The 17,957-nt window shown below is 59.9% G+C and carries 16 protein-coding genes and 1 pseudogene; 4 read left to right on the top strand and 13 right to left on the bottom strand.

The window, feature by feature from the left end; all coding sequences use genetic code 11:
- A partial coding sequence (locus AC1PPL_RS03140; RefSeq protein WP_479972589.1) for a Mov34/MPN/PAD-1 family protein occupies positions 1 to 325 on the top strand: 325 nt, incomplete at its 5' end.
- Positions 326 to 476: 151 nt separating this feature from the next.
- Here the strand turns inward: AC1PPL_RS03140 and AC1PPL_RS03135 are convergent.
- The 9 genes from AC1PPL_RS03135 to AC1PPL_RS03095 all read right to left on the bottom strand — a co-directional run bounded on the left by AC1PPL_RS03135 (position 477) and on the right by AC1PPL_RS03095 (position 11,043).
- The gene (locus tag AC1PPL_RS03135; RefSeq protein WP_479972588.1) at positions 477 to 2,258 is read right to left on the bottom strand and encodes an alkaline phosphatase D family protein; all 1,782 of its coding nucleotides are present in this window, start codon (positions 2,256 to 2,258) and stop codon (positions 477 to 479) included.
- Between the two features lie 11 nt (positions 2,259 to 2,269).
- A complete protein-coding gene (locus tag AC1PPL_RS03130; RefSeq protein ID WP_479972587.1) occupies positions 2,270 to 3,385 on the bottom strand; it encodes a DUF4062 domain-containing protein in 1,116 nt (371 codons plus the stop codon).
- Positions 3,386 to 3,672: 287 nt separating this feature from the next.
- Positions 3,673 to 4,802, bottom strand: a protein-coding gene (locus tag AC1PPL_RS03125) for an IS3 family transposase (protein ID WP_376738321.1) whose coding sequence is annotated in 2 segments (ribosomal slippage) — positions 3,673 to 4,547 and positions 4,547 to 4,802 — 1,131 coding nt in all. Because the reading frame shifts where the segments join, the coding sequence is not laid out codon by codon here.
- 981 nt (positions 4,803 to 5,783) lie between these two features.
- Positions 5,784 to 6,137 (bottom strand): RidA family protein, encoded by a 354-nt coding sequence (locus AC1PPL_RS03120; protein WP_295939190.1) that lies wholly within the window; start codon positions 6,135 to 6,137, stop codon positions 5,784 to 5,786.
- Positions 6,138 to 6,167: 30 nt separating this feature from the next.
- Positions 6,168 to 7,556, bottom strand: a complete 1,389-nt coding sequence (locus AC1PPL_RS03115; protein WP_295939186.1) for an NAD(P)/FAD-dependent oxidoreductase — start codon at positions 7,554 to 7,556, stop codon at positions 6,168 to 6,170.
- 1 nt (position 7,557) lies between these two features.
- Positions 7,558 to 7,863, bottom strand: coding sequence for a (2Fe-2S)-binding protein (locus AC1PPL_RS03110; RefSeq protein WP_295939184.1), 306 nt, complete (start codon positions 7,861 to 7,863; stop codon positions 7,558 to 7,560).
- Between the two features lie 28 nt (positions 7,864 to 7,891).
- Positions 7,892 to 9,025, bottom strand: coding sequence for an NAD(P)/FAD-dependent oxidoreductase (locus AC1PPL_RS03105; RefSeq protein ID WP_479972586.1), 1,134 nt, complete (start codon positions 9,023 to 9,025; stop codon positions 7,892 to 7,894).
- A 37-nt stretch (positions 9,026 to 9,062) separates the two neighbouring features.
- A complete protein-coding gene (locus AC1PPL_RS03100) occupies positions 9,063 to 10,046 on the bottom strand; it encodes a Bug family tripartite tricarboxylate transporter substrate binding protein (protein WP_479972585.1) in 984 nt (327 codons plus the stop codon).
- A 100-nt stretch (positions 10,047 to 10,146) separates the two neighbouring features.
- Entirely contained in the window at positions 10,147 to 11,043 is an 897-nt protein-coding gene (locus AC1PPL_RS03095) for a LysR family transcriptional regulator (protein ID WP_479972584.1), read from the bottom strand.
- A gap of 68 nt (positions 11,044 to 11,111) precedes the next feature.
- Between AC1PPL_RS03095 and AC1PPL_RS03090 the strand changes: the two genes are divergently transcribed.
- A complete protein-coding gene (locus tag AC1PPL_RS03090; RefSeq protein WP_479972583.1) occupies positions 11,112 to 12,086 on the top strand; it encodes an IS5 family transposase in 975 nt (324 codons plus the stop codon).
- A gap of 578 nt (positions 12,087 to 12,664) precedes the next feature.
- Here AC1PPL_RS03090 and AC1PPL_RS03085 read toward each other — a convergent pair.
- Positions 12,665 to 13,282 (bottom strand): nitroreductase family protein, encoded by a 618-nt coding sequence (locus AC1PPL_RS03085; RefSeq protein WP_479972582.1) that lies wholly within the window; start codon positions 13,280 to 13,282, stop codon positions 12,665 to 12,667.
- 36 nt (positions 13,283 to 13,318) lie between these two features.
- Positions 13,319 to 14,191 carry an EamA family transporter gene (locus AC1PPL_RS03080; RefSeq protein ID WP_479972581.1) on the bottom strand — a complete coding sequence of 291 codons (873 nt, stop codon included), beginning with the start codon at positions 14,189 to 14,191 and terminating at the stop codon, positions 13,319 to 13,321.
- Between the two features lie 63 nt (positions 14,192 to 14,254).
- On the opposite strand from AC1PPL_RS03080, the gene AC1PPL_RS03075 reads away from it, so the two are divergent.
- Both AC1PPL_RS03075 and AC1PPL_RS03070 read left to right on the top strand, forming a co-directional pair.
- The gene (locus tag AC1PPL_RS03075; protein ID WP_479972580.1) at positions 14,255 to 14,791 is read left to right on the top strand and encodes a MarR family winged helix-turn-helix transcriptional regulator; all 537 of its coding nucleotides are present in this window, start codon (positions 14,255 to 14,257) and stop codon (positions 14,789 to 14,791) included.
- A 658-nt stretch (positions 14,792 to 15,449) separates the two neighbouring features.
- Positions 15,450 to 15,899, top strand: a complete 450-nt coding sequence (locus AC1PPL_RS03070) for a helix-turn-helix domain-containing protein (RefSeq protein ID WP_479972579.1) — start codon at positions 15,450 to 15,452, stop codon at positions 15,897 to 15,899.
- Between the two features lie 131 nt (positions 15,900 to 16,030).
- Here AC1PPL_RS03070 and AC1PPL_RS03065 read toward each other — a convergent pair.
- Positions 16,031 to 16,431, bottom strand: a pseudogene (locus tag AC1PPL_RS03065) (transposase); the annotation flags it as partial.
- A gap of 155 nt (positions 16,432 to 16,586) precedes the next feature.
- Entirely contained in the window at positions 16,587 to 17,858 is a 1,272-nt protein-coding gene (gene fabF / locus AC1PPL_RS03060; RefSeq protein ID WP_479972578.1) for a beta-ketoacyl-ACP synthase II, read from the bottom strand.
- Positions 17,859 to 17,957: the final 99 nt, after the last annotated feature.

Raw genomic sequence — 17,957 nt, 5'->3', positions numbered from 1 at the left:
CGTGATCTCAAAGGCCACCTCGCTCAAGGCGCGGCGTGCGTCTTGGTCAAGCGTGGCGTTCGATCCTATCGAGGCGATGCGGCAACGACAGGATTTGCTTCAGGAAGGTTTGTATTGCATTGGCCTTTGGCATACCCACCCTGAAGCGATGCCCACCCCCTCCGGCACAGATGAGAGACTTGCGGCAGATCATGCGCGCGCGGCCATTTCTGTTTTGAACGGGTTCGCTTTTGTCATTGTCGGAAATCGACCTTTCCCGGATGGGTGGTATGTTGGGTTTCACGACACGGCTCGTTTTCTTAAAGCAGACTTTTCTCGTTCGTGATAATTTCTTGATACGTGAGCAACTCTGCGAACAGGCGTAACTACTACCCCCTGGAATCCACTATTTTTCAAGGGACCTACTCTGCAGTGCTGTTCATCAATAGCTTTTCTGGTTCTGTTTTATAAGCCTATCTAGCCGCGCTTACACTAACTTAGGCAATGGGAGCCACTGCAATCAAGTGGTTAGAAAAACTAGTTTCGGTCTCACATCGCCAGGTTGCCCAAAGCTTGCACCCTTCGGCGGACCCGAGATCTAGCTCTAAGGCAAGCCAGTTGCGCGCTGCCATGACATGAGTGTCATGCCCCGGAAACGTCATGACTTCAGCGACATACTGAACATCGATGTTTTGAGGCTTCTTGGCATTGGAGTTCAACCAAGCAAGAAACAACCGTTCTGTCACCCCCATCAACGATGGGTGAACAACGGCAGACGACGTAAATTGGTGCATCTGCGACCATGTTTCCGAGGCGGGCAAATCTTTGCGGTAGGCCGTTCCCCACGCTGCAACATGCACATCCCCGGAGACCAAGGAAACCCGAATCTTCTTGTCGCGAGCAAAACTAGATAGCACCTCAAGCAGTCGCTTGCGTTCTCCCTCATGGTCATCATGGGACCAGTGATCTTTGAGGTCGTCGGCGTTGCTGTCGGTGACATGGTCCTGCCCGAATTTATCCAAGAATAGCTCTGCCAATGGCAGCTTCGGGTGCACCACCGGCACGGAGGACATGAACAGCAGGTGTTGACATCCAATCTTCGGTTGCGGCCCAGCGCCTCCAGATTTCAGGTTGCCAGTCCATTCTTTGATTTGCCGCCACGTATCCGATCCCATGACCTGGGTTCGGGAACGCTCCGTGCGCAAGTCGGCAGCAACGACAGCTACTGGTCCAATCGAATAGGCGGACGTAAATCCTGGTTGATTGTCGAGCAGCGGGAGCGCTAGCGCATCCTTAGCGAGCACCTTGCTCCAGGGGATAGGCTTTAGCAGAGGATCCTGACGGGTGAAACCTGCCGGCGTTGTGTCCTCCAGTTCAGGCAGATCTTCCAGCGCATGTTGCATCTGGAACACCCAGAATGCTCTGCGCGCATGGCGAAAGAGTGTTTCAAATAGCTCGCAGTTCTGCATCTCGCAGCTGTATGACCCCCAGCCGTCAAAGATGTCGTGGTCGTCCCACATCATGATGGTTGGCATGGACGCCATCGCTGCCCCTGCATCAAGCGCAGCCGTCGCGGACGACCATGGCTGCCTCTCAATGGGGAGCCATCGTTGTTTGTACAGGCCGAAATAGTACGCTTCTATCTCGCTTTCGAGAGGCTTGCTGACCTTAAAGTTCAACTGGGCCTGGCGAGGCAGCCCAACCCATTGGCGCAGAGCTTTGATGTCTTCCCAGATAGAGTCAAAGTAGATTTGATCGCCGCCCATGAGCATCAAGTGAAAACGCTGCAGACCTTTGTCGTGAATACGCTTTTCATGCCACAACTGCTCCTTGTCCAGCAGCTTGACTTCTCCCTCCCCAGGCTTTCTGCGCAGTTTGCGATCATGGCTGTAGAGCAGGTCCTCCCACACCGCATCTGACGTGCGGATGATTTTCCTCATCACCGCAGGGTCAGAGAATCCGTTGCACGATACGTACGCCATGCGCGGAGAAAAATTCTTGCCTGGCACCGTCATGTTCCAGGTTAGCCCATCCGGGATGCCGTAGCTGACCGTGCGCTCATCCTTCAAGACCTTGCAGGAAATGTCGTAGCGCAGATAGCGCTCGCCACGCGTTGACAAGAGCTCCTTAGGTGCAGGACATGTCCTGCCATCCACTTGGAACTCCGGGATCTCCGCACCTGTCTTGAGGCCAATCAGTGCCGTTACTCGCCACGCATCCCCTTTTCCGATACCGCGGAACGACAGCACCGGCCCCAGCAGCAGATCCTTTTCATTCATGTTCAGCCTCCTCACGTATTCATTTCTTTCGCTACCACCTTAACGATCCGGGCACGAGATACCGCCCTGCGTGCCACCAGCGCTGCTTCACCGGTTTGTTGCAACCATTCAAAAAACCGTTGACTCGCGTGTCTCGTCTGTGAGTCGTCTCGGCAGTTGGCCAAGAAGGCGAATTGCACCTTTTGCACGTCATCGGCCACGAACACCCCAAATGGCCCGCTTACCACCGTCGCGTCTGGAAATCCCAGTAGCGACGTGGCCTGGGTTTCTGTCGCACCGCGGTGACAGGCAATCAAGTGCAGCGGCCCGTGTGCAAAAGCCAGTAGCTTGACGCGTTGATGATCTTCCAGGAAGGGGCGCCCCACTAGCTCGCGCGCCGCGGCCACGCTGAACGAGGCCGGAATCGCGTGAACTACAACCGCTACGTCCTTACCATCCAGGTTGACCACCACACCGCCGTCCACCGCCTTGGCGCCCTTGAGCCCTCCCAAGGCTGTTTTGAGCGTTGACTCCATGGCCATTTTTCGTTGACGGAAGTCGAGCCGGGACCAGTCCAGGGCGGCACCGACATCGAAACGCGTCGACGCGGCAGCCTGTACGCCCCGTTGCGTCAGCGAAACCACGGCATCCGAGAGAGCCTCGAACACGCGTTTTTTGGCATCGGCGGCGGTCTTCACCTCGCCGCCCCGGAAGGCGCTCTGCCGCGAGAGATAGTCCTGAAAGCGCCGGTTGCGCTCGCCTGCAGAGCCCTGAGCGTCGGCCACTGTCGGTAATACCACCAGGCGCACCTTGGCTTGCGCAGAACGAAGGCCCTCCATGTATTCCGCGTGGCAGATGCCGATGTCCTGGTCGCCTGCGGCCCAGCCTGCATTGCCGTTGGATAGCACGATAAGTACATCGCAATCGCGCACGGCTTGCAGACAGGCATCCCAGCTATCTTGTGCGCCCTCGGCCGGCGGTGCGTCTTCGTTGATCCAGACCTCAAACAGCTTTCGTCCCAGCACCTCGGCTGATTCGATCTCCCTTTTCAGCTCTTTTCGCAGATCGGTTAGATTGGTCTTGCTCCCTGCAGGAAAAGCGTCCACACACCGGCTGGAGAGCATTACCCGAATAATAGATTTGGCCAAGAAGCGCTCCTGTTGTTGTATTCAAAGACGATGCGCAACTAAATGCCGGAAGGTCTGTATCCGTCTTACTAACCAGCATGCTTGGAGGGCGCCGGTCTTCGGGTAGCCTACGCTGTTCGATGAAGAGTCCGGTCATACACTTCCGACAGTCGCTTTTGCTTACAAGCGTATCAGAACGTTGGTTGGCCATGCTTTATGGCTAACCCATTGAAGCTCACACTGGAAGAAGTGACCTGCCCCCAATACCCGTACCAGTCGTTTTGAGAAAATCCGCTGGTTAAAGGAGATTACTCCTGGGTTTGAAGCGGCGCCGTTACGGCGCCGCCAGTTGATTGTCGATGTCGCGCTGCGAACTTTGCTGGGGGAATCCGGCCGCAGCTGCTGTGCGGTCTGATCTCGTTGTAGTCAGCCCGCCAGCGCGCAATCTCGGCACGGGCCTGTTTCAGGCTCTGGAACCAGTGCTCGTTCAGACACTCGTCGCGGAACTTGCCGTTGAAGCTCTCGATGTAGGCATTCTGCGTGGGCTTGCCGGGCTGGTTGAGGATATGGCGCACGCCCCTGGCCTGCGCCCACGCCATGAAGGCTCGGCTGGTGAATTCGGGCCCCTGGTCTGTGCGCACGGCCTGCGGGTAACCGCGAAACCGCGCCACCTGCTCCAGCACGCGCACTACGTACTCGCCGCCGATGCCGTGGTCGACGGCGATATCCACGCACTCGTGGCTGAAGTCATCGGTGATGGTCAGGCACTTGATGCGCCGGCCACTGGCCAAGCTGTCGCTGACGAAATCCATACTCCAGACCTCGTTGACGCTCTGGCATTGGTGCAGCGGCACGCGTTCGAGCTTCAGGCGCTGCTTGCCGCGGCGCTTGCGCACCGACAGCTCAGCCAGCCTGTAGAGCCTATAGACGCGTTTGTCGTTGACCTTCGTGCCTTCAGCCCGCAGCAGGTCGGCAATGCGCCGGTAGCCGAAGCGACGCCGCTCGTGCGCGAGCTCGACGATGCGCTGACTCGTGGCCTGGTCGTGCTGTGCGCGCTGGGGCGGGTGCCGCCAGCTGTCGCGCGACAGTCCCACCAAAGCGCAGGCGCGCCGTTCACTGATCGAGGTCTCTTCCAACATCTTGCCCACCGCGCGTCGCTTCGCCGGTGGGCTCAGCGCTTTACGCCGAAGGCCACCTTCAGCGCCTCGTTGTCCAACACCGCTTCGGCCAGTAGCTTCTTGAGCCGGTTGTTCTCGGCTTCCAGGTCGCGCAGCCGTTTGGCGTCGCTGGCTTCCATGCCGCCGAACTTGGCTCGCCACTTGTAGAACGTGGCCGAGCTGAAACCCTCTCGGCGGCACAGGTCCGCAACGCTCATGCCAGCGTCGGCCTGCTTGATGAACCCAATGATCTGTTCGTCCGTGTACCTGCTCTTGCGCATCGCGCTTCCTCTCGGTTGCGCGGATTCTCTATTGCCTTGGTACGGGTGGCGGGTTGCAGGTCAGAAGTATTGAGTCTTCTTGGATCCATACAGAGTTGCAGGAGCACCGCCGACTCCGCACTGGGGTGATTGCAATGCGCACTAACGAGCCACGGAAATCGACCCGACGCTCCAAGAAGCGCAGTAATGAGATCCGACACCGTCGGGTGCTGAGCAGAAGGGATGGACCAAGTGCGCCGAACTTGGCGGAAGTCGCTCCACTAACAGGAGCAGCGCCATGTCGCTGGGCGCAAAAATACTCTTCAAGAAGCTTGATTTGAGCGTCCGCTTTCTCGCTAAGAGCAGCCCATGAGGTAATCATTGCGGTCGGCAGCAACCGCTGCAGAACAGACCTACGCGTGACGGCTTCAGGCTGATTGCTGGCGTTCGGCCCAGAGTCGTCGAACGACTGCTGCGATCGAGAGCAGACATTGAACAACATTACCGGGCGGTTTTCTGAACCGAAAAACTGACATAGCTACCGTGGTCACTCGTGGACAACGGCATCTAGAAGGCGCATGGTCTTCGTCCCCCCACTCGATGGGAGACCATCATGGAATCCAATAAAGCCGCCGTTCATCGCGAGCCCTGCAACAAGGGATAGATCGTTGGTCAGAAAGCACCCTTCAAGCCCAAAGACATCTGGGCGCTGCAAATTCCCTTCAAATCGGGCAAGGCTACAGCCATTGAGCACCAAGGGGCAAGGCCTAAGGTTTCAGATGCTATTTTCAAAATTGAAAATAGCAACGTCTCCACGCTATTTCCCGAAGCACTACAGACAGGTGGGTCTGAGACAGCCGATCAGCCATTGAAGTAACTATGAATGCACCTCAGCTTTGCCTTGCCTAAAGGTGCCGCTTGGTTGTTTTCAGCGAAGACAAAATCAAGTGGAGTCAGCCCCGATCCGGCGTCTTCGCGTGCTGACAGCGGCTAGCAGGACGGCTACTTGGTCGCGGCCGTGACGATGATTTCTACCAGAATGTCCTTCGCCCCCATCTCGCACTGCGCGGTCGCGCGCGTGGGCGCGGCGTTGGGCGCGGTCCACGCATCCCAGACTTCATTCATCCCCGCGAAGTCGCGTTCGAGGTCCTTGATCCAGATCTGGGCAGTGAGCAGGCGGCTCTTGTCGGTTCCTGCTTCCGCCAGGAACTTCTCGATTTTCGCGAGGGTTTGGGCGGTTTGGCCGCGAATGTCCTGGCTTCTGTCGTCGGCGGTTTGGCCGCCGACGAAGACCATGTGGTTGTAGACGACTGCACGGGAGCGGCGGGTGTCGGTGGCGATGCGCTTGATTTCCATGAAAAAACTCCTTGGCTGATGGGAAATGCGTTATCCAAATGAGGCGAGTTCGCCCAGGGTGATGGGTTTGATGGGCGGGCGGATGCGGTAGTAGCCCACCTCCTGCGGGCTGACCTTTCTCTCGCTGGCGATGATTTCGGTCACCGTCAGTCCGCACAGCCGCCCCTGGCATGGCCCCATGCCGCAGCGGCCGAACGCCTTCGTCTGGTTGGGGCCGAGGCAGCCCACCTCCACGTATTTTTTGATTTGCCCGGCTTTCACTTCCTCGCAGCGGCATACCGTGACCTCGTCATCGGTGGGGATGCGGTGTGCGTCCTGCGGGCGATACAAGGTATCGAGAAAGGGGCGGATCTGCGTATGGGCCCTGATCTCTTCCAGGATCGCTGGCTCAAGCGCCTTGAATTTCTCGGGCGAAATGGCTTGGAGCTGGCGGGCAATCGCCAGCCCAGCCAGCCGGCCCTGGCTCGCGGATGCTTTCGCACCGACGATGCCCCGGCTGTCGCCCGCGATGTAGATGCCGGTTTCCTCGATTTGCCCGCAGGCATCGGTCACCGGAATCCAGCACAGCTGCTGTTCATCCCAGCGGTGCTCGGCGCGCAGCGACCAACTGAGCTGGGTATTCGGCACCACGCCCTGGTGGAGCAGCACCAGGGAGGCTTGGACGCGCTTTCTCTGGCCGTTGTGGGTGAACGTAATGGATTCGGCCTTCTCTGCACCTTCGATGGCGAACGCGCTGGCTCCCGCGAACGTCTGAACGCCATGGCTGCGGATTTTCTTCAGCATCTGGCTGCCCTTGGAGAGGTCTTTCCAGCCGCACAGCGCGCCCAGGACATGGGAGGCCGCGCGCAGATAGTCGCCCGTCCCTGTGGTGTGGATCAGCGCCTTGATCTTGACGCCCGCATCCAGATACTGCTGCGCCAGCAGGAACAGCAAGGGGCCGCAGCCTGCCAGCACCACGGGCTCAGTAGGAACGGCGCCCGAGGATTTGTACAGAATCTGGGCCGCGCCCGCGCCCATGACGCCTGGCAGCGTCCAGCCGGGCACGGGAAAGGGCCGCTCCATCGCACCGCTGGCAAGCACCAGGCTGCGCCCCTGGATCTTCCTGCTGCCGCCGTCGAGGAGGTAGGACACCGTCTTGTCCTTGGCGACGTTCCAGACGGCGGCGCCGCCCACGTGCACGGCGCCGCAGGCTGCAAAATCCTGCGCCAGTTTTGCGCCAGCGGCGTAGTCCGGGCCAAGCACTTCGCGGCGGCGGGGGCTGGACTCCTCGATGGCCCGGTAGATCTGGCCGCCAACCCGCCGCTGCTCATCGAGCACGGCCACTGAAAGCCCGAAGCACCGTGCCTCGATGGCCGCCGAAAGCCCTGCGGGGCCCGCACCAATGACCACCAGGTCAAACAATTCAACACCGGTTGCCATATCAGTTCTCCGCACTTTGCATGTTCAGCCCGGATGCGCCCTCCTGGCGCTGGATGACCATGCCGTCCCTCACCTGCGTGAGGCATGACTGGCGGCTGGGGCGGCCGTCGATTTCCACGAGGCACTCAAAGCAGACGCCCATCATGCAATAGGGTGCGCGCGCAGAGCCGGAAACCGGGGTCGAGCGGAATGTCCGCACGCCCGACATGAGCAGCGCCGACGCCACGCTCACATCGTGCGGAACGTCCAGCGGCTGGCCGTCAAAGTAAATGCGGACTTTCTTTCCCTGCGAGCCGGCTTCGGGCATGAACAGGGAAACATTTGTTGCTTGAGTTTCAGTATGCACTGCTGAATTTCCTATTGGGGTTCAGGAATCGCTCGCCAGCGAATTCCCCGATGCCATCCGGCGCTGGTTTCACCCCCGCGATCCAGGGTGCGATTTCATAGGCATGGGAGCCTGCCAGGGAGACCCCGCTGTGGCTGGTGGCGGTGAATGCGCCGGGGTATCGGGCCGACTCCTGGTAGACCGGCGAGCCATCGGGGGTGAGCACGCGAAGCGATCCCCATGCCCGCACGAGCTTGACCGACGACAGGATGGGAAAGGTGGCGACCGAGCGTTTGGCGATCGACTCGATGGCCTCCACCGTCGTCCCGTCGTCCAGTCCCACGTCCTCCGCCGAGAACCCGAGCTGAACCGTGCCCTCGGTGGTCTGGCGCGCCTTGTTGGTGGGGTACGGCAGGAATTTCTTCAGCCGCTCGGTGATGAGCACCTGGCCCCGCTTGGGCAGCACGGGCGCGTGAAGGCCCAGTTGGGGGGCGAGGGCGCTGTTGCTCAGGCCTGCGGCCAGCACGATTTTTGCGCCGCTCCACTGGCGGCCATCGCTGCTCTTGGCCTGAAAGCCCCGTCCTTCGCCGAGCGAGCGCACCTCGCCCACGTCAACTGCGCTGCAGATGCGGCCGCCGAGCGCCTTGATGCCCGCATGCAGCGCATGCAGCAGCTTGAGCGGGTTGGCGTGGCCGTCCAGAGGGCACCAACTGCCCCCGGCCACCTTCGGGCCGATCGCGGGCAGCCGGGCCTTGAGCGCCTGGTGGTCGAGCATCTCGAAGGGCGTGCGGCCGTCGGCATTGATTTTTGCCAGCATTGCCTCCCGCTCGACGACTTCTTTTTCGCTGAAGCCAATCCAGAATCCGCCGTTTTGCTGCAGATCCACATCGACCCCGGTGAGCTCGCGGAGTTCGCTGGCAAGCGGCCCCCAATGGTCAACGGCATCCCGGCTCCATCGGGCGTAGCGGGGAAACCCCGCGCCCTTGCTCTGCAGCCAGACGAGGCCGAAGTTGCCGCGCGAGGCGCGGTGCGCCACGTCGCCCTGGTCGAGCAGGGTCACCGGGCCGCCGGACTTGAGCACGCCATACGCGATGGCGGCCCCCACCAGTCCCCCGCCGACGACGATTGTTTCATTTGAAGACATAGATGTTTACCGGGAAGAACTCTCTGGAGAGCTTTTCTCAATTGAGCGTGATGTTGTTGCGCTTCACGACCTCGCCCCAGCGCACGCTGTCGGCATTGAGCATTTGCCTGTATTCGGCGATGGAAGCCGGGGCCACCTTTGCGCCGAGCCGCTCGTGCTTCTTGATGACCTCGGGGTCCGCGAGCACGGCGTTGATCTCCCGATGCAGCTTTTCAACGATGGCCTGCGGCATGTTGGCCGGCCCCACGACGCCGCCCCAGGTTTCCATTTCCAGGTCCGGGTAACCGGCTTCCCGGATGGTGGGGACGTTCGGCAGCAGGGGGGAGCGGTTAGGCCCTGTAATGGCCAGCGCGTTGATACGGCCCGCCTTCACCTGGGGCTCCATCGACGTGAAGTTGCTGAACATCATCTGGATCTGGCCCGCCGCCAGATCCAGCTCCGCCGCCGGGGCGCTCTTGTACGGGACGTGGGTGATCTGAGCCCCGGAGAGGTTGGCGAACAATGCGCCGAGCACATGCAGCGCGGTGCCGTTGCCAGTGGAGCCGTAGAAAATCTCGCCAGGATGGGCCTTGGCGTAATTCACCAAGTCCGCGACGCTCTTGACGGGAAGGGCCGGGCTCACGCCCAGCAGGTTGGGCTGCGTCCACTGCTTCGCGATGGGCGTGAAGCTCTTGGCAGGATCGTAGGGCAGCGATTTCGCGGTCAGCGCGGTAACGGTGTAGGTCGCGAGATTGGAGTTGCCGATCGTGTACCCATCCGGCGCGGCCTTGGCCACCGCATCCAGCCCGATGGCCCCCGATGCCCCCGGCTTGTTGTCGATCACGATGGGCTGCCCCAGGCGCTTGCTGAGGCCGTCCGCCAGAACCCGCGCCGTGCCGTCCGCAGCGCCGCCTGCCGCGGCGTTCACGATGAAGCGGATCGGTTTTTCCGGCCACTCTGCCTGTGCAGCAGACCCGAGCGAAATCAGGGTGGTGAAAGCAGCCGCGGCCATAAGGAACCGGCGCTGGTTGTGATACGACATGGACACTCTCCGTTGGACATGATGAACGAACGAGTTCTCATGGTAAGAAGGGATCCTGCCGATATCTATGGATGCTGGATCATCAATACATACATGGATGTTATGTTTCTGCGCATGAAGCCGCCGCGACCAAACGAATTAATTCCTTGGCCGGGACTGAAAGCTTCGCGTCGCTCATGGCCGTGGCATAGACCGTGTAGCCGATCGAAGGGCGCAGCGGCAAGGCCACGCCGCCCCGCTTCTGGTGTTTTGCCGCCGTCATGGGATCGACCACGGCAATGCCCAGCCCCTCCAGGCAGAGGTCGCTGATGGACTGGAACAGCGACGCTTCGATCATGGCATCGGCTTGAACCCCGTTGGCACTGAGCCAGGCATTCAGGCGCGTTTGGAACGTTCCGGATGACGCGATGAAGGGTTTGTTGACGAATTCGCCGACGTGAATGTGGTCGGCCTTCGGATCGAGCCACTTCTCGTTGCCGATGCATACACATTCCGAGGGAAACTCTGCCACCGTCTCCAGGTCTCCCAGCGAGAGCGTATCTGCCGTGAGCCCGATATCGGCCTGCCGGGTTTTGACGTGCCTGGCCACTTCAATGTACGAAGCAACTCGAAGGCTGATGAAAACGTCGGGAAATTTTTCTCTCAATTGGCGGATGACGGCTGGAAGGATGGAATGCCCGATGGAAGGGATTGCGCTGATCGAGAGCTGGCCAAGCTTCTGCTTTCGCAGTTGATCGGAAAAATCGACGATTTGCTCCAGCCCTAGAAAAGACTGCTGAACCTTTGCCATCAAAGCATGGGCCTCTTGCGTGGGCTTGATGCTGCGTCCGTTTTTGGCGAACAGCAAAATACCCATGGATCTTTGGAGATCGGCTATCAGCCGACTCATGGCCGGCTGGGTGATTCCCAGCGCATCGGCTCCGGCGCTGATTCCGTTATGCTGCATCGCAGCCTGGAAGGCCTCAACCATTCGGTGGGTGACATTTCGATTCTTCATGAGGTTGACCTTAAGGCAATGCTGAAAAAGTCTCCGCTGCTGCTCCAGCCTGGGTAAATTACTGGGCCATGAAGCAGCAGACCCTTGCTATGGCAGCCGACGCGCAGTTGGGCTTTGAACAACACCGTAAGCCTACGCGGCGCGACGAATTCCTCAAGACTATGGATTCGCTGGTGCCCTGGGCGGCGCTGTGCGAAGAAATCGCACCGCACTACCCCAAGGCCGGCAATGGGCGCCCTCCCATTGGCCTGGAGCGCATGCTGCGCATCCACTTCATCCAGCATTGGTTCAATCTCGCCGACCTGGCGTGTGAGGAAGCCCTCTACGACAGTGCCAGTCTGCGTCGCTTCGTCGGCATTGACTTGGGCTGTGAACCCGTGCCCGACGCGACCACGATGCTCAGGTTCCGTCGGCTGCTCAACGACAACAGGTTGAACGAAGCCCTGTTTGCACGCGTTGGCAAGGAGCTGCAGGCACGCGGCATCAAGGTCAATACCGGAACCATCGTGGACGCCACCATCATCGGTGCGCCCAGCTCGACCAAGAACGCTAACAAGGCAAGAGACCCCGAGATGCACCAGACCCGCAAGGGCCAGCAGTGGTACTTCGGCATGAAGCTGCACATCGGTGTGGACAGTCAAACGGGGCTGAGCCATAGCGCGGTGGTCACAGCGGCAAACGTGCATGACAAGCATCCACTGCCTGATTTGCTGCACGGCAATGAGCAACGGGTCTATGGCGACTCGGCCTATGCCAGCCAGAAGGCACTGATCGCGAGCAAGGCGCCCAGGGCCAAGGACTTCACCAACCAGCGCACGCGCTGCGCTGGCGAGGTGGACGAAGTGCAGCGGGCCAAGAACCGCAACAAGTCGCGGGTGCGTGCTCGGGTCGAACATGTCTTTGCCGTGGTCAAGCGGCTATGGGGGTTCAGCAAGGTGCGCTATCGCGGGCTGCAGAAGAACGCCACGCGCGCATTCACGGCCCTGGCGCTGGCCAACATTTACCTGTGCCGCAGTCATCTGTTGGGACAGGTGCGCCCGTAAGGGCGGGAATCGGGCCTGAAGGCCCCGCGAACTGCCCAAATGGGCGGTGCGAGGGGCCAAAACATCCGAAAAACTGCGTCGTTCAGTGCCGCATAGCAAATTACGACGGCTTGTTCAGCGTTGCCTTAAATAGTTATTTGGGTTAACGCAAATAGCGAAACCTCAAAGCCCAAGCTGAGCTCATGGGAAGAGCAATGACAACATTCCTGGCTTCCCCAGCGTGTCGACGTAGCAAATTAGCTCAACCCAGAAGCGCAGCACCTTGCCGCACAAGAGGCAGCTCAGAAGGGGCATCCGTGGCCTACTGATCAATCGTATCCGGGAGATCGATTCGGGATCAACCGATCAGACAGCCTAATCAGTTTCTGTGGCCACTGTCTCAGAACAACCCGCGAGTGCCCGGTGACTGGCTTACAGCTGGCTTCCACATTGCGGGCGCGAGTGGCAGCAACCGCTGCAAAGCTGCCAAGTGGCGGCAATCAACCAGCGACGGCAACGAGTCGCGTGCTGACGCTGCCTTCGATAGCAGTGGTCATTTGGATCCCCATCCTCAACGACCGCTGGTAGCCTAGAGCGCCCTAAGCGATAGATAAAACCTCCGCCAACTGCTTGCGTGGCTTCTGTGGCCAGTTTCCGGGTTGTGCATAACCTACCGCAACAATCATCACCGGCAACTCTGTAGCATCAAGATGAAAATCTCGGCTTACCTGCGCCGCATCGAACCCGCCCATCGCACACGAGTCCAGCCCCATCCCTTGCGCCGCCAGCATCAGCGTCATGGCTGCCAGTGACGCGGAACGGATGGCCTCGTCGCGCTGCAAGGCCGAGTTCCCTTCGTGCGCCGCGGCTGCTTGAGCCACCCATCCATCGGCGGCACGTTGCTCCATGATGCGTGCCTCCACGCTAGGTCTTAACGCCGTGGCCAATTGCGTGTGCGCTGCCAACCTGCCGCAGACAATAAACACCACCGAGGCATCAACAACCTTTTGCTGACCGTAGGCAACCGATTTCAGACGAGCTTTGGCATTCGCTGATCGCACGGCGATGAACCGCCAGTTTTGGAAGTTGTACGCAGAGGGTGCCTTCGTAGCCTGGTTGACCAGAGCCCCGATGACATCGTCACCCAATGGTCGGTCAGGCTGAAAGCGGTTCACGGACGCCCTGGATTCGATGGCACGCTGTACGGGATTGGTCATAACGATCACTGAAGGAATAGAAAACGCCGTGAGGGATTACTGCGCGTGCGCCGTGGTCCACTGAACTGCAAAGACGCTGGTCAGCACGATCACCAGTCCAACGAATGCCATACCGGTCATGGACTGCGACAGGACGGTCCAGCCCAGAACCACGGCTGTCAGAGGGCTGAGTAAGCCCAGTGAAGAGACGGCAACTGTTGGCAGCCTGACGACGCCTCGAAAGAAGATCACATAGGCGAGTACCGCCCCTGCCAGGCTGAGATAGGCGTAAGCCAGCCATTGCGTCATCGAGACGGACTGCAACTGTGCATCTGCCAGCCACGCCACCGGCGCCAGCATCAGACCGCCGATGAGCAATTGCCAGCCAGTCAGCGCAAGCACCGGCATGTCCAGCGCCCAGCGACGCGTCAGCCACATACCCGTCGCCATGGATGCAGCACCCAGCATCGCAGCCAGGATGCCAACGGGCTCGAATACCGTCTGCGGTGAAAGCAGCAGAATGGCCATGCCCACGATGCCCGCGATCGCCGACCAAAGCGTGGCGTGTGCCGGTGATCGCTTGTCGGCCACCCACGTCAACGCTATGACCACCAAAGGCTGAATTGAGCCCAGGACAGCCGCCAGGCCGCCCGGCAGACGATACGCCGCAACAAACAGAAGCGCCTGGAAGACGCCGATGTTCAACGCACCGAGCACCAGCAAGCGCCACCAGTCCCGGCGGGCAGGCATTTGGCGCGTGAACAGCAACAACAGCAGCCCGGCAGGCAAGGCCCGGAGGAGGGCAGCGGTGAACGGGCGGTCCGGCGGCAGCAGCTCCGAGGCTACGATGTAGGTCGATCCCCAGATGATGGGCGCGAGCGCGGTGAGCATGACTTCGCGCCAGTAGTTCTGTAAAACAACGGTGGGCATGGCATATATCTTCAATTCAAGATATATCAATTCTGGCCACCAATTATCTCGATGTCAAGACATATGAATAGAGCGATCCGGCGGCAAACTGACGCGGTGGATGCCATCCTCGATCAATGGGCGCGAGAACGCCCTGACCTGGACACCAGTCCGATGGGACCGATCGGCCGGATAAAGCGGTGCGCAGCCCTGTTGCAACAACGTGTGGAGTCCAATCTGGCGCAGTTCGACCTGAGCCTGTGGGAGTTCGACATGCTTGCGACGCTGCGACGCTCTGGCGCACCCTACCGTTTGAGTCCGACCGAGTTATTTTCCGCTCTGATGGTGACCTCGGGCACGATGACGCATCGGCTTAAGACCCTAGAGACCAAGGGCTGGATCGAGCGGGTATCCAATGAGCAGGATGCACGCAGCATGCTCGTCCAACTGAGTCGCAAAGGGCGCCTACTGGTTGATCGTGCGGTAGAAGCGCACATCGAAAATGAGCGCCAGCTTGTATCGGTGTTATCTGCATCCGCGCTCTCGGCGTTGGATACACATCTCTCGGCTTTACTGCGGGGCCTGGAATCGCCGGCAGCGCTGCTGCAGGACGAAAGTTGAGAGGGGAGGGAAGGCAGCTTTTCGCTGCAGACCCGCTAGTCGCTTAACGCGGTTGAGGCTCCGCTCAGGGTCGTTTTGTTCGGCTGCAAACCGCTCGATCTCATCCGTGTCCGCAATGGGAAGACCCTCACGTTCGTTCAGCATGACGCCTGGGTGGTCAATGGCAATGCCATCCACCACAGCCCAGGCGTGTACGAAGTCTTCGGCTTGGTAGCGCATCTCCACTTGGTTATCTCTTTCCGAGAACACCGTGTGCAGCGCTGCCTCCATCGCTCAACATCCGCCTTCCTCAAAGCAGAAGCCGATTTTGGCTGCTTCGATAGCTTGGGCTACCCCCGTGTCGAAACACTAGTCCGTCCTTGGTCAAAACGCTCCGTTGTTGTCCTGTTAGGTGTAGCTAGGACTTTGGCGGAGCCCCGTAGGCAATGGACGCTATGTCGCCACTGGTGGTCATTGCCCGGTACAGTGATTGTTATTGGCGACATTGAGGCACTGATTTCGCCTGGGCTGCCATCGGGTTCGGTGAGAAAATGACCGTAATCACAGTCCTTATGCATGACAAGGACTGCGATTGCAGACGCAGCCATCTGCGCTGCGTCACAACCCGGCCGGTTACTGCCGCCTTGCAGCAACGTGCTCCTTTTTTTGCGAGAAGCCCATGAAGTACGACGAATCACTCCGCACGCCTGATGTCCGCCTTAAAGAGGCAGAGCAGATCGGCGCCCAGCTCCGCACGCTGCGCATTGCGCGCGGTATGACACAGAGTGATGCGGCGGCGCGCGCAGGCGTTTCTCGATCCACCGCGGTACTGCTGGAGCAGGGGGATAAAAGCCGCACGCTCTCGCAAGTCCTGCGCTACTTGCACGGCCTGGAGCCCGAGCTGACCTTGGCTGGCTTACTGACAGGCAAGTCGGCCGCCGTGCGTGTCTTCAATGAAGCTCCCCGCGTCCAGCGCGTCTATAAGTCGAATGCAAGCTCTGGACGCAAGGTCGTGGGCTCCACTTTTGGTACCAAAAGCGGGTCCAAGGCGACCTTCAGGTCTGATTCTGGGCAATCCACTGAAATGACCGCGAAGCGCAAGGCTGAAAAGGATCCGTATGACTTCTGACCGGAATCCCTATGCCCGTCCTCCTGGTAACGTTTTCGTGTTCGCCCACGTGACGTATGAGCATGCACTGACTTCGTGCCAGCGGGTTCGCTGGAAGGCGCAAACACCACGCAGCCTGTTTTCGTCTACGGTACCGGCGCATCCTTGGCTGGTAGACGCAACTGGTAGCTGGGCGTGGCCCGTGACATGCCGATGAGCCCGCAGGCGCGGCGCAGACTCAGGCCCCGTGCACGCACGAAGTCCAGTTGCTCGCGCCGCGCCAGCGGGCTCACCATTTTTTTGCGTTGATCTCCTTGAGGATCTCGACGTCGAGGTCGCGCTTGGCCAGCAGCTTCTTGAGCCGACTGTTCTCCAGTTCCAGGGCTTTCAGGCGTTTGACGTCGGCCGCTTCCATCTGCCCGAAGTGCTTACGCCAGGCGTAGATCGTGGCATCGCTGACTTTGTGCTTCTTGGCGGTCTCGGCCACCGTCGTGCGATCTGCCTTGCGCAGGATCGTCACCATCTGCTCTTCTGAGAATCGACTCTTCTTCATGGGCTCCTCTTCCGATTGGAGCCATCTTGCTAGATATCAATGTCTCGGAGAATCCGGGCAGGTCAGGAGAGGCACTTACCAACTTGCACGTGCTGCAAAACCTCATAGACGTGGCATGTGTGATGTTGTCAATTGAGGCTTGATCAAGATATGGGTCAGGCTGTAAATCTCTTCAGAACCAGCGACGCATTCACACCGCCAAAACCAAATCCGTTGAGCATGGCGTGCTTCATGGTATGGGCACGCGCACTCCCAGCGATCAGATCCAGGCCGTCGGCCAATGGATCTGGATGTTCTAGATTGAGCACAGGTGGCGCCATTTGGTCGCGCAATGCCAATACAGTAAAGATCGCAGCGGCCCCGCCAGCGGCTCCCAGCATGTGACCCACGGCGGATTTGGTGGCTGTGATGGATGGGCCAGAGCCGGCTCCAAACACTTGTCGAATGGCTGCCAACTCGCCTCGGTCGCCCACGAGAGTGGAGGTCGCGTGCGCATTCAGGTGTTGAATATCCCAAGGCTGCAGCTGTGCCTGGTGCAACGCGGCGCGCATTGATCGTGCGGCGCCAGAGCCATCCTCCGGCCCGGAGGTGACATGGTATGCATCGGCGGAGGTGCCGTAGCCCACGATCTCGGCCAGCGGCGTGGCACCACGCGCCAATGCATGATCCAGGACCTCCAGCACCAATAGGCCCGCACCCTCGGCCATGACAAAGCCGTTCCGAGCCAGGTCAAAGGGGCGCGAAGCCTTTGCGGGATCGCCGTCACTGTAGGTCGTTACTGCTTTCGCGGCGGCAAAGCTGCCCAGCGCAACCCGGTCAATGGTGGCTTCGCTGCCGCCGCAGAGCGCCATATCCGCTTCGTCATTGCGGATCAGCCGTGCTGCATCGCCAATGGCTTGAATGCTGGCCGCACAGGCCGTCACCGGAGCACCCAACGGACCCTTCAGCCGGTGCCGGATCGACACCTGTCCGGCCGCCAAATTGGCCAGGAAAGCGGGTACGGTGAAAGGCGACAAGCGTTGTGGCCCCTTGCCATCCGTCGTGCGCACCGCTTCTGCGATGGTGCTAAAGCCGCCCACGCCGGAGCCGATGATGGTCGCCGCACGCTCTTGCTGCTCAACGCTTGGATGGGTCCACCGTGCGTGTGCCAGAGCTTGGTCTGCCGCGCCCAACGCAAAGGCGATGAAGCGGTCCATGCGACGTAGCTCCTTCGCCGAGACGACAGCTTCGGCGTTCCACCCGGCTTGCGGATCCTCTTCCTGGCTTGGCACCCGTCCAGCGATGGAGACACCCGTGCCTTCACCCACGGCTGCATCTAGGGTGCGGATCCCAGACTGGCCTGCCAGCAGGCGTTGCCAGGCCACTTCCACATTGCACCCCAAAGGAGATACCAAGCCCAAGCCAGTGATGACGACCCGACGATCCATGCTGCACCTTCCACTGTGAAATCCAGCTCCTGCGAAGAGTTGAGCGTGATTTATTGATGATCGTTGTCATCATAAGTGAGTTTTGATGATGGATATCAT

The organism is Diaphorobacter sp. B2A2W2 (assembly GCF_056730635.1).
Note: the sequence above shows the minus strand (reverse complement) of the source record. Positions and strands in the feature narration are given on the sequence as shown.

Bases quoted from the DNA above. Each gene is read 5' to 3' on its own strand.
- AC1PPL_RS03095 (WP_479972584.1), bottom strand. From the start codon at position 11,043: ATGAAGAATCGAAATGTCACCCACCGAATGGTTGAGGCCTTCCAGGCT.
- AC1PPL_RS03080 (WP_479972581.1), bottom strand. From the start codon at position 14,191: ATGCCCACCGTTGTTTTACAGAACTACTGGCGCGAAGTCATGCTCACC.
- AC1PPL_RS03100 (WP_479972585.1), bottom strand. From the start codon at position 10,046: ATGTCGTATCACAACCAGCGCCGGTTCCTTATGGCCGCGGCTGCTTTC.
- AC1PPL_RS03070 (WP_479972579.1), top strand. From the start codon at position 15,450: ATGAAGTACGACGAATCACTCCGCACGCCTGATGTCCGCCTTAAAGAG.
- AC1PPL_RS03105 (WP_479972586.1), bottom strand. From the start codon at position 9,025: ATGTCTTCAAATGAAACAATCGTCGTCGGCGGGGGACTGGTGGGGGCC.
- AC1PPL_RS03115 (WP_295939186.1), bottom strand. From the start codon at position 7,556: ATGGCAACCGGTGTTGAATTGTTTGACCTGGTGGTCATTGGTGCGGGC.
- AC1PPL_RS03110 (WP_295939184.1), bottom strand. From the start codon at position 7,863: ATGCCCGAAGCCGGCTCGCAGGGAAAGAAAGTCCGCATTTACTTTGAC.
- AC1PPL_RS03090 (WP_479972583.1), top strand. From the start codon at position 11,112: ATGAAGCAGCAGACCCTTGCTATGGCAGCCGACGCGCAGTTGGGCTTT.
- AC1PPL_RS03075 (WP_479972580.1), top strand. From the start codon at position 14,255: ATGAATAGAGCGATCCGGCGGCAAACTGACGCGGTGGATGCCATCCTC.
- AC1PPL_RS03085 (WP_479972582.1), bottom strand. From the start codon at position 13,282: ATGACCAATCCCGTACAGCGTGCCATCGAATCCAGGGCGTCCGTGAAC.
- fabF (WP_479972578.1), bottom strand. From the start codon at position 17,858: ATGGATCGTCGGGTCGTCATCACTGGCTTGGGCTTGGTATCTCCTTTG.
- AC1PPL_RS03135 (WP_479972588.1), bottom strand. From the start codon at position 2,258: ATGAATGAAAAGGATCTGCTGCTGGGGCCGGTGCTGTCGTTCCGCGGT.
- AC1PPL_RS03120 (WP_295939190.1), bottom strand. From the start codon at position 6,137: ATGGAAATCAAGCGCATCGCCACCGACACCCGCCGCTCCCGTGCAGTC.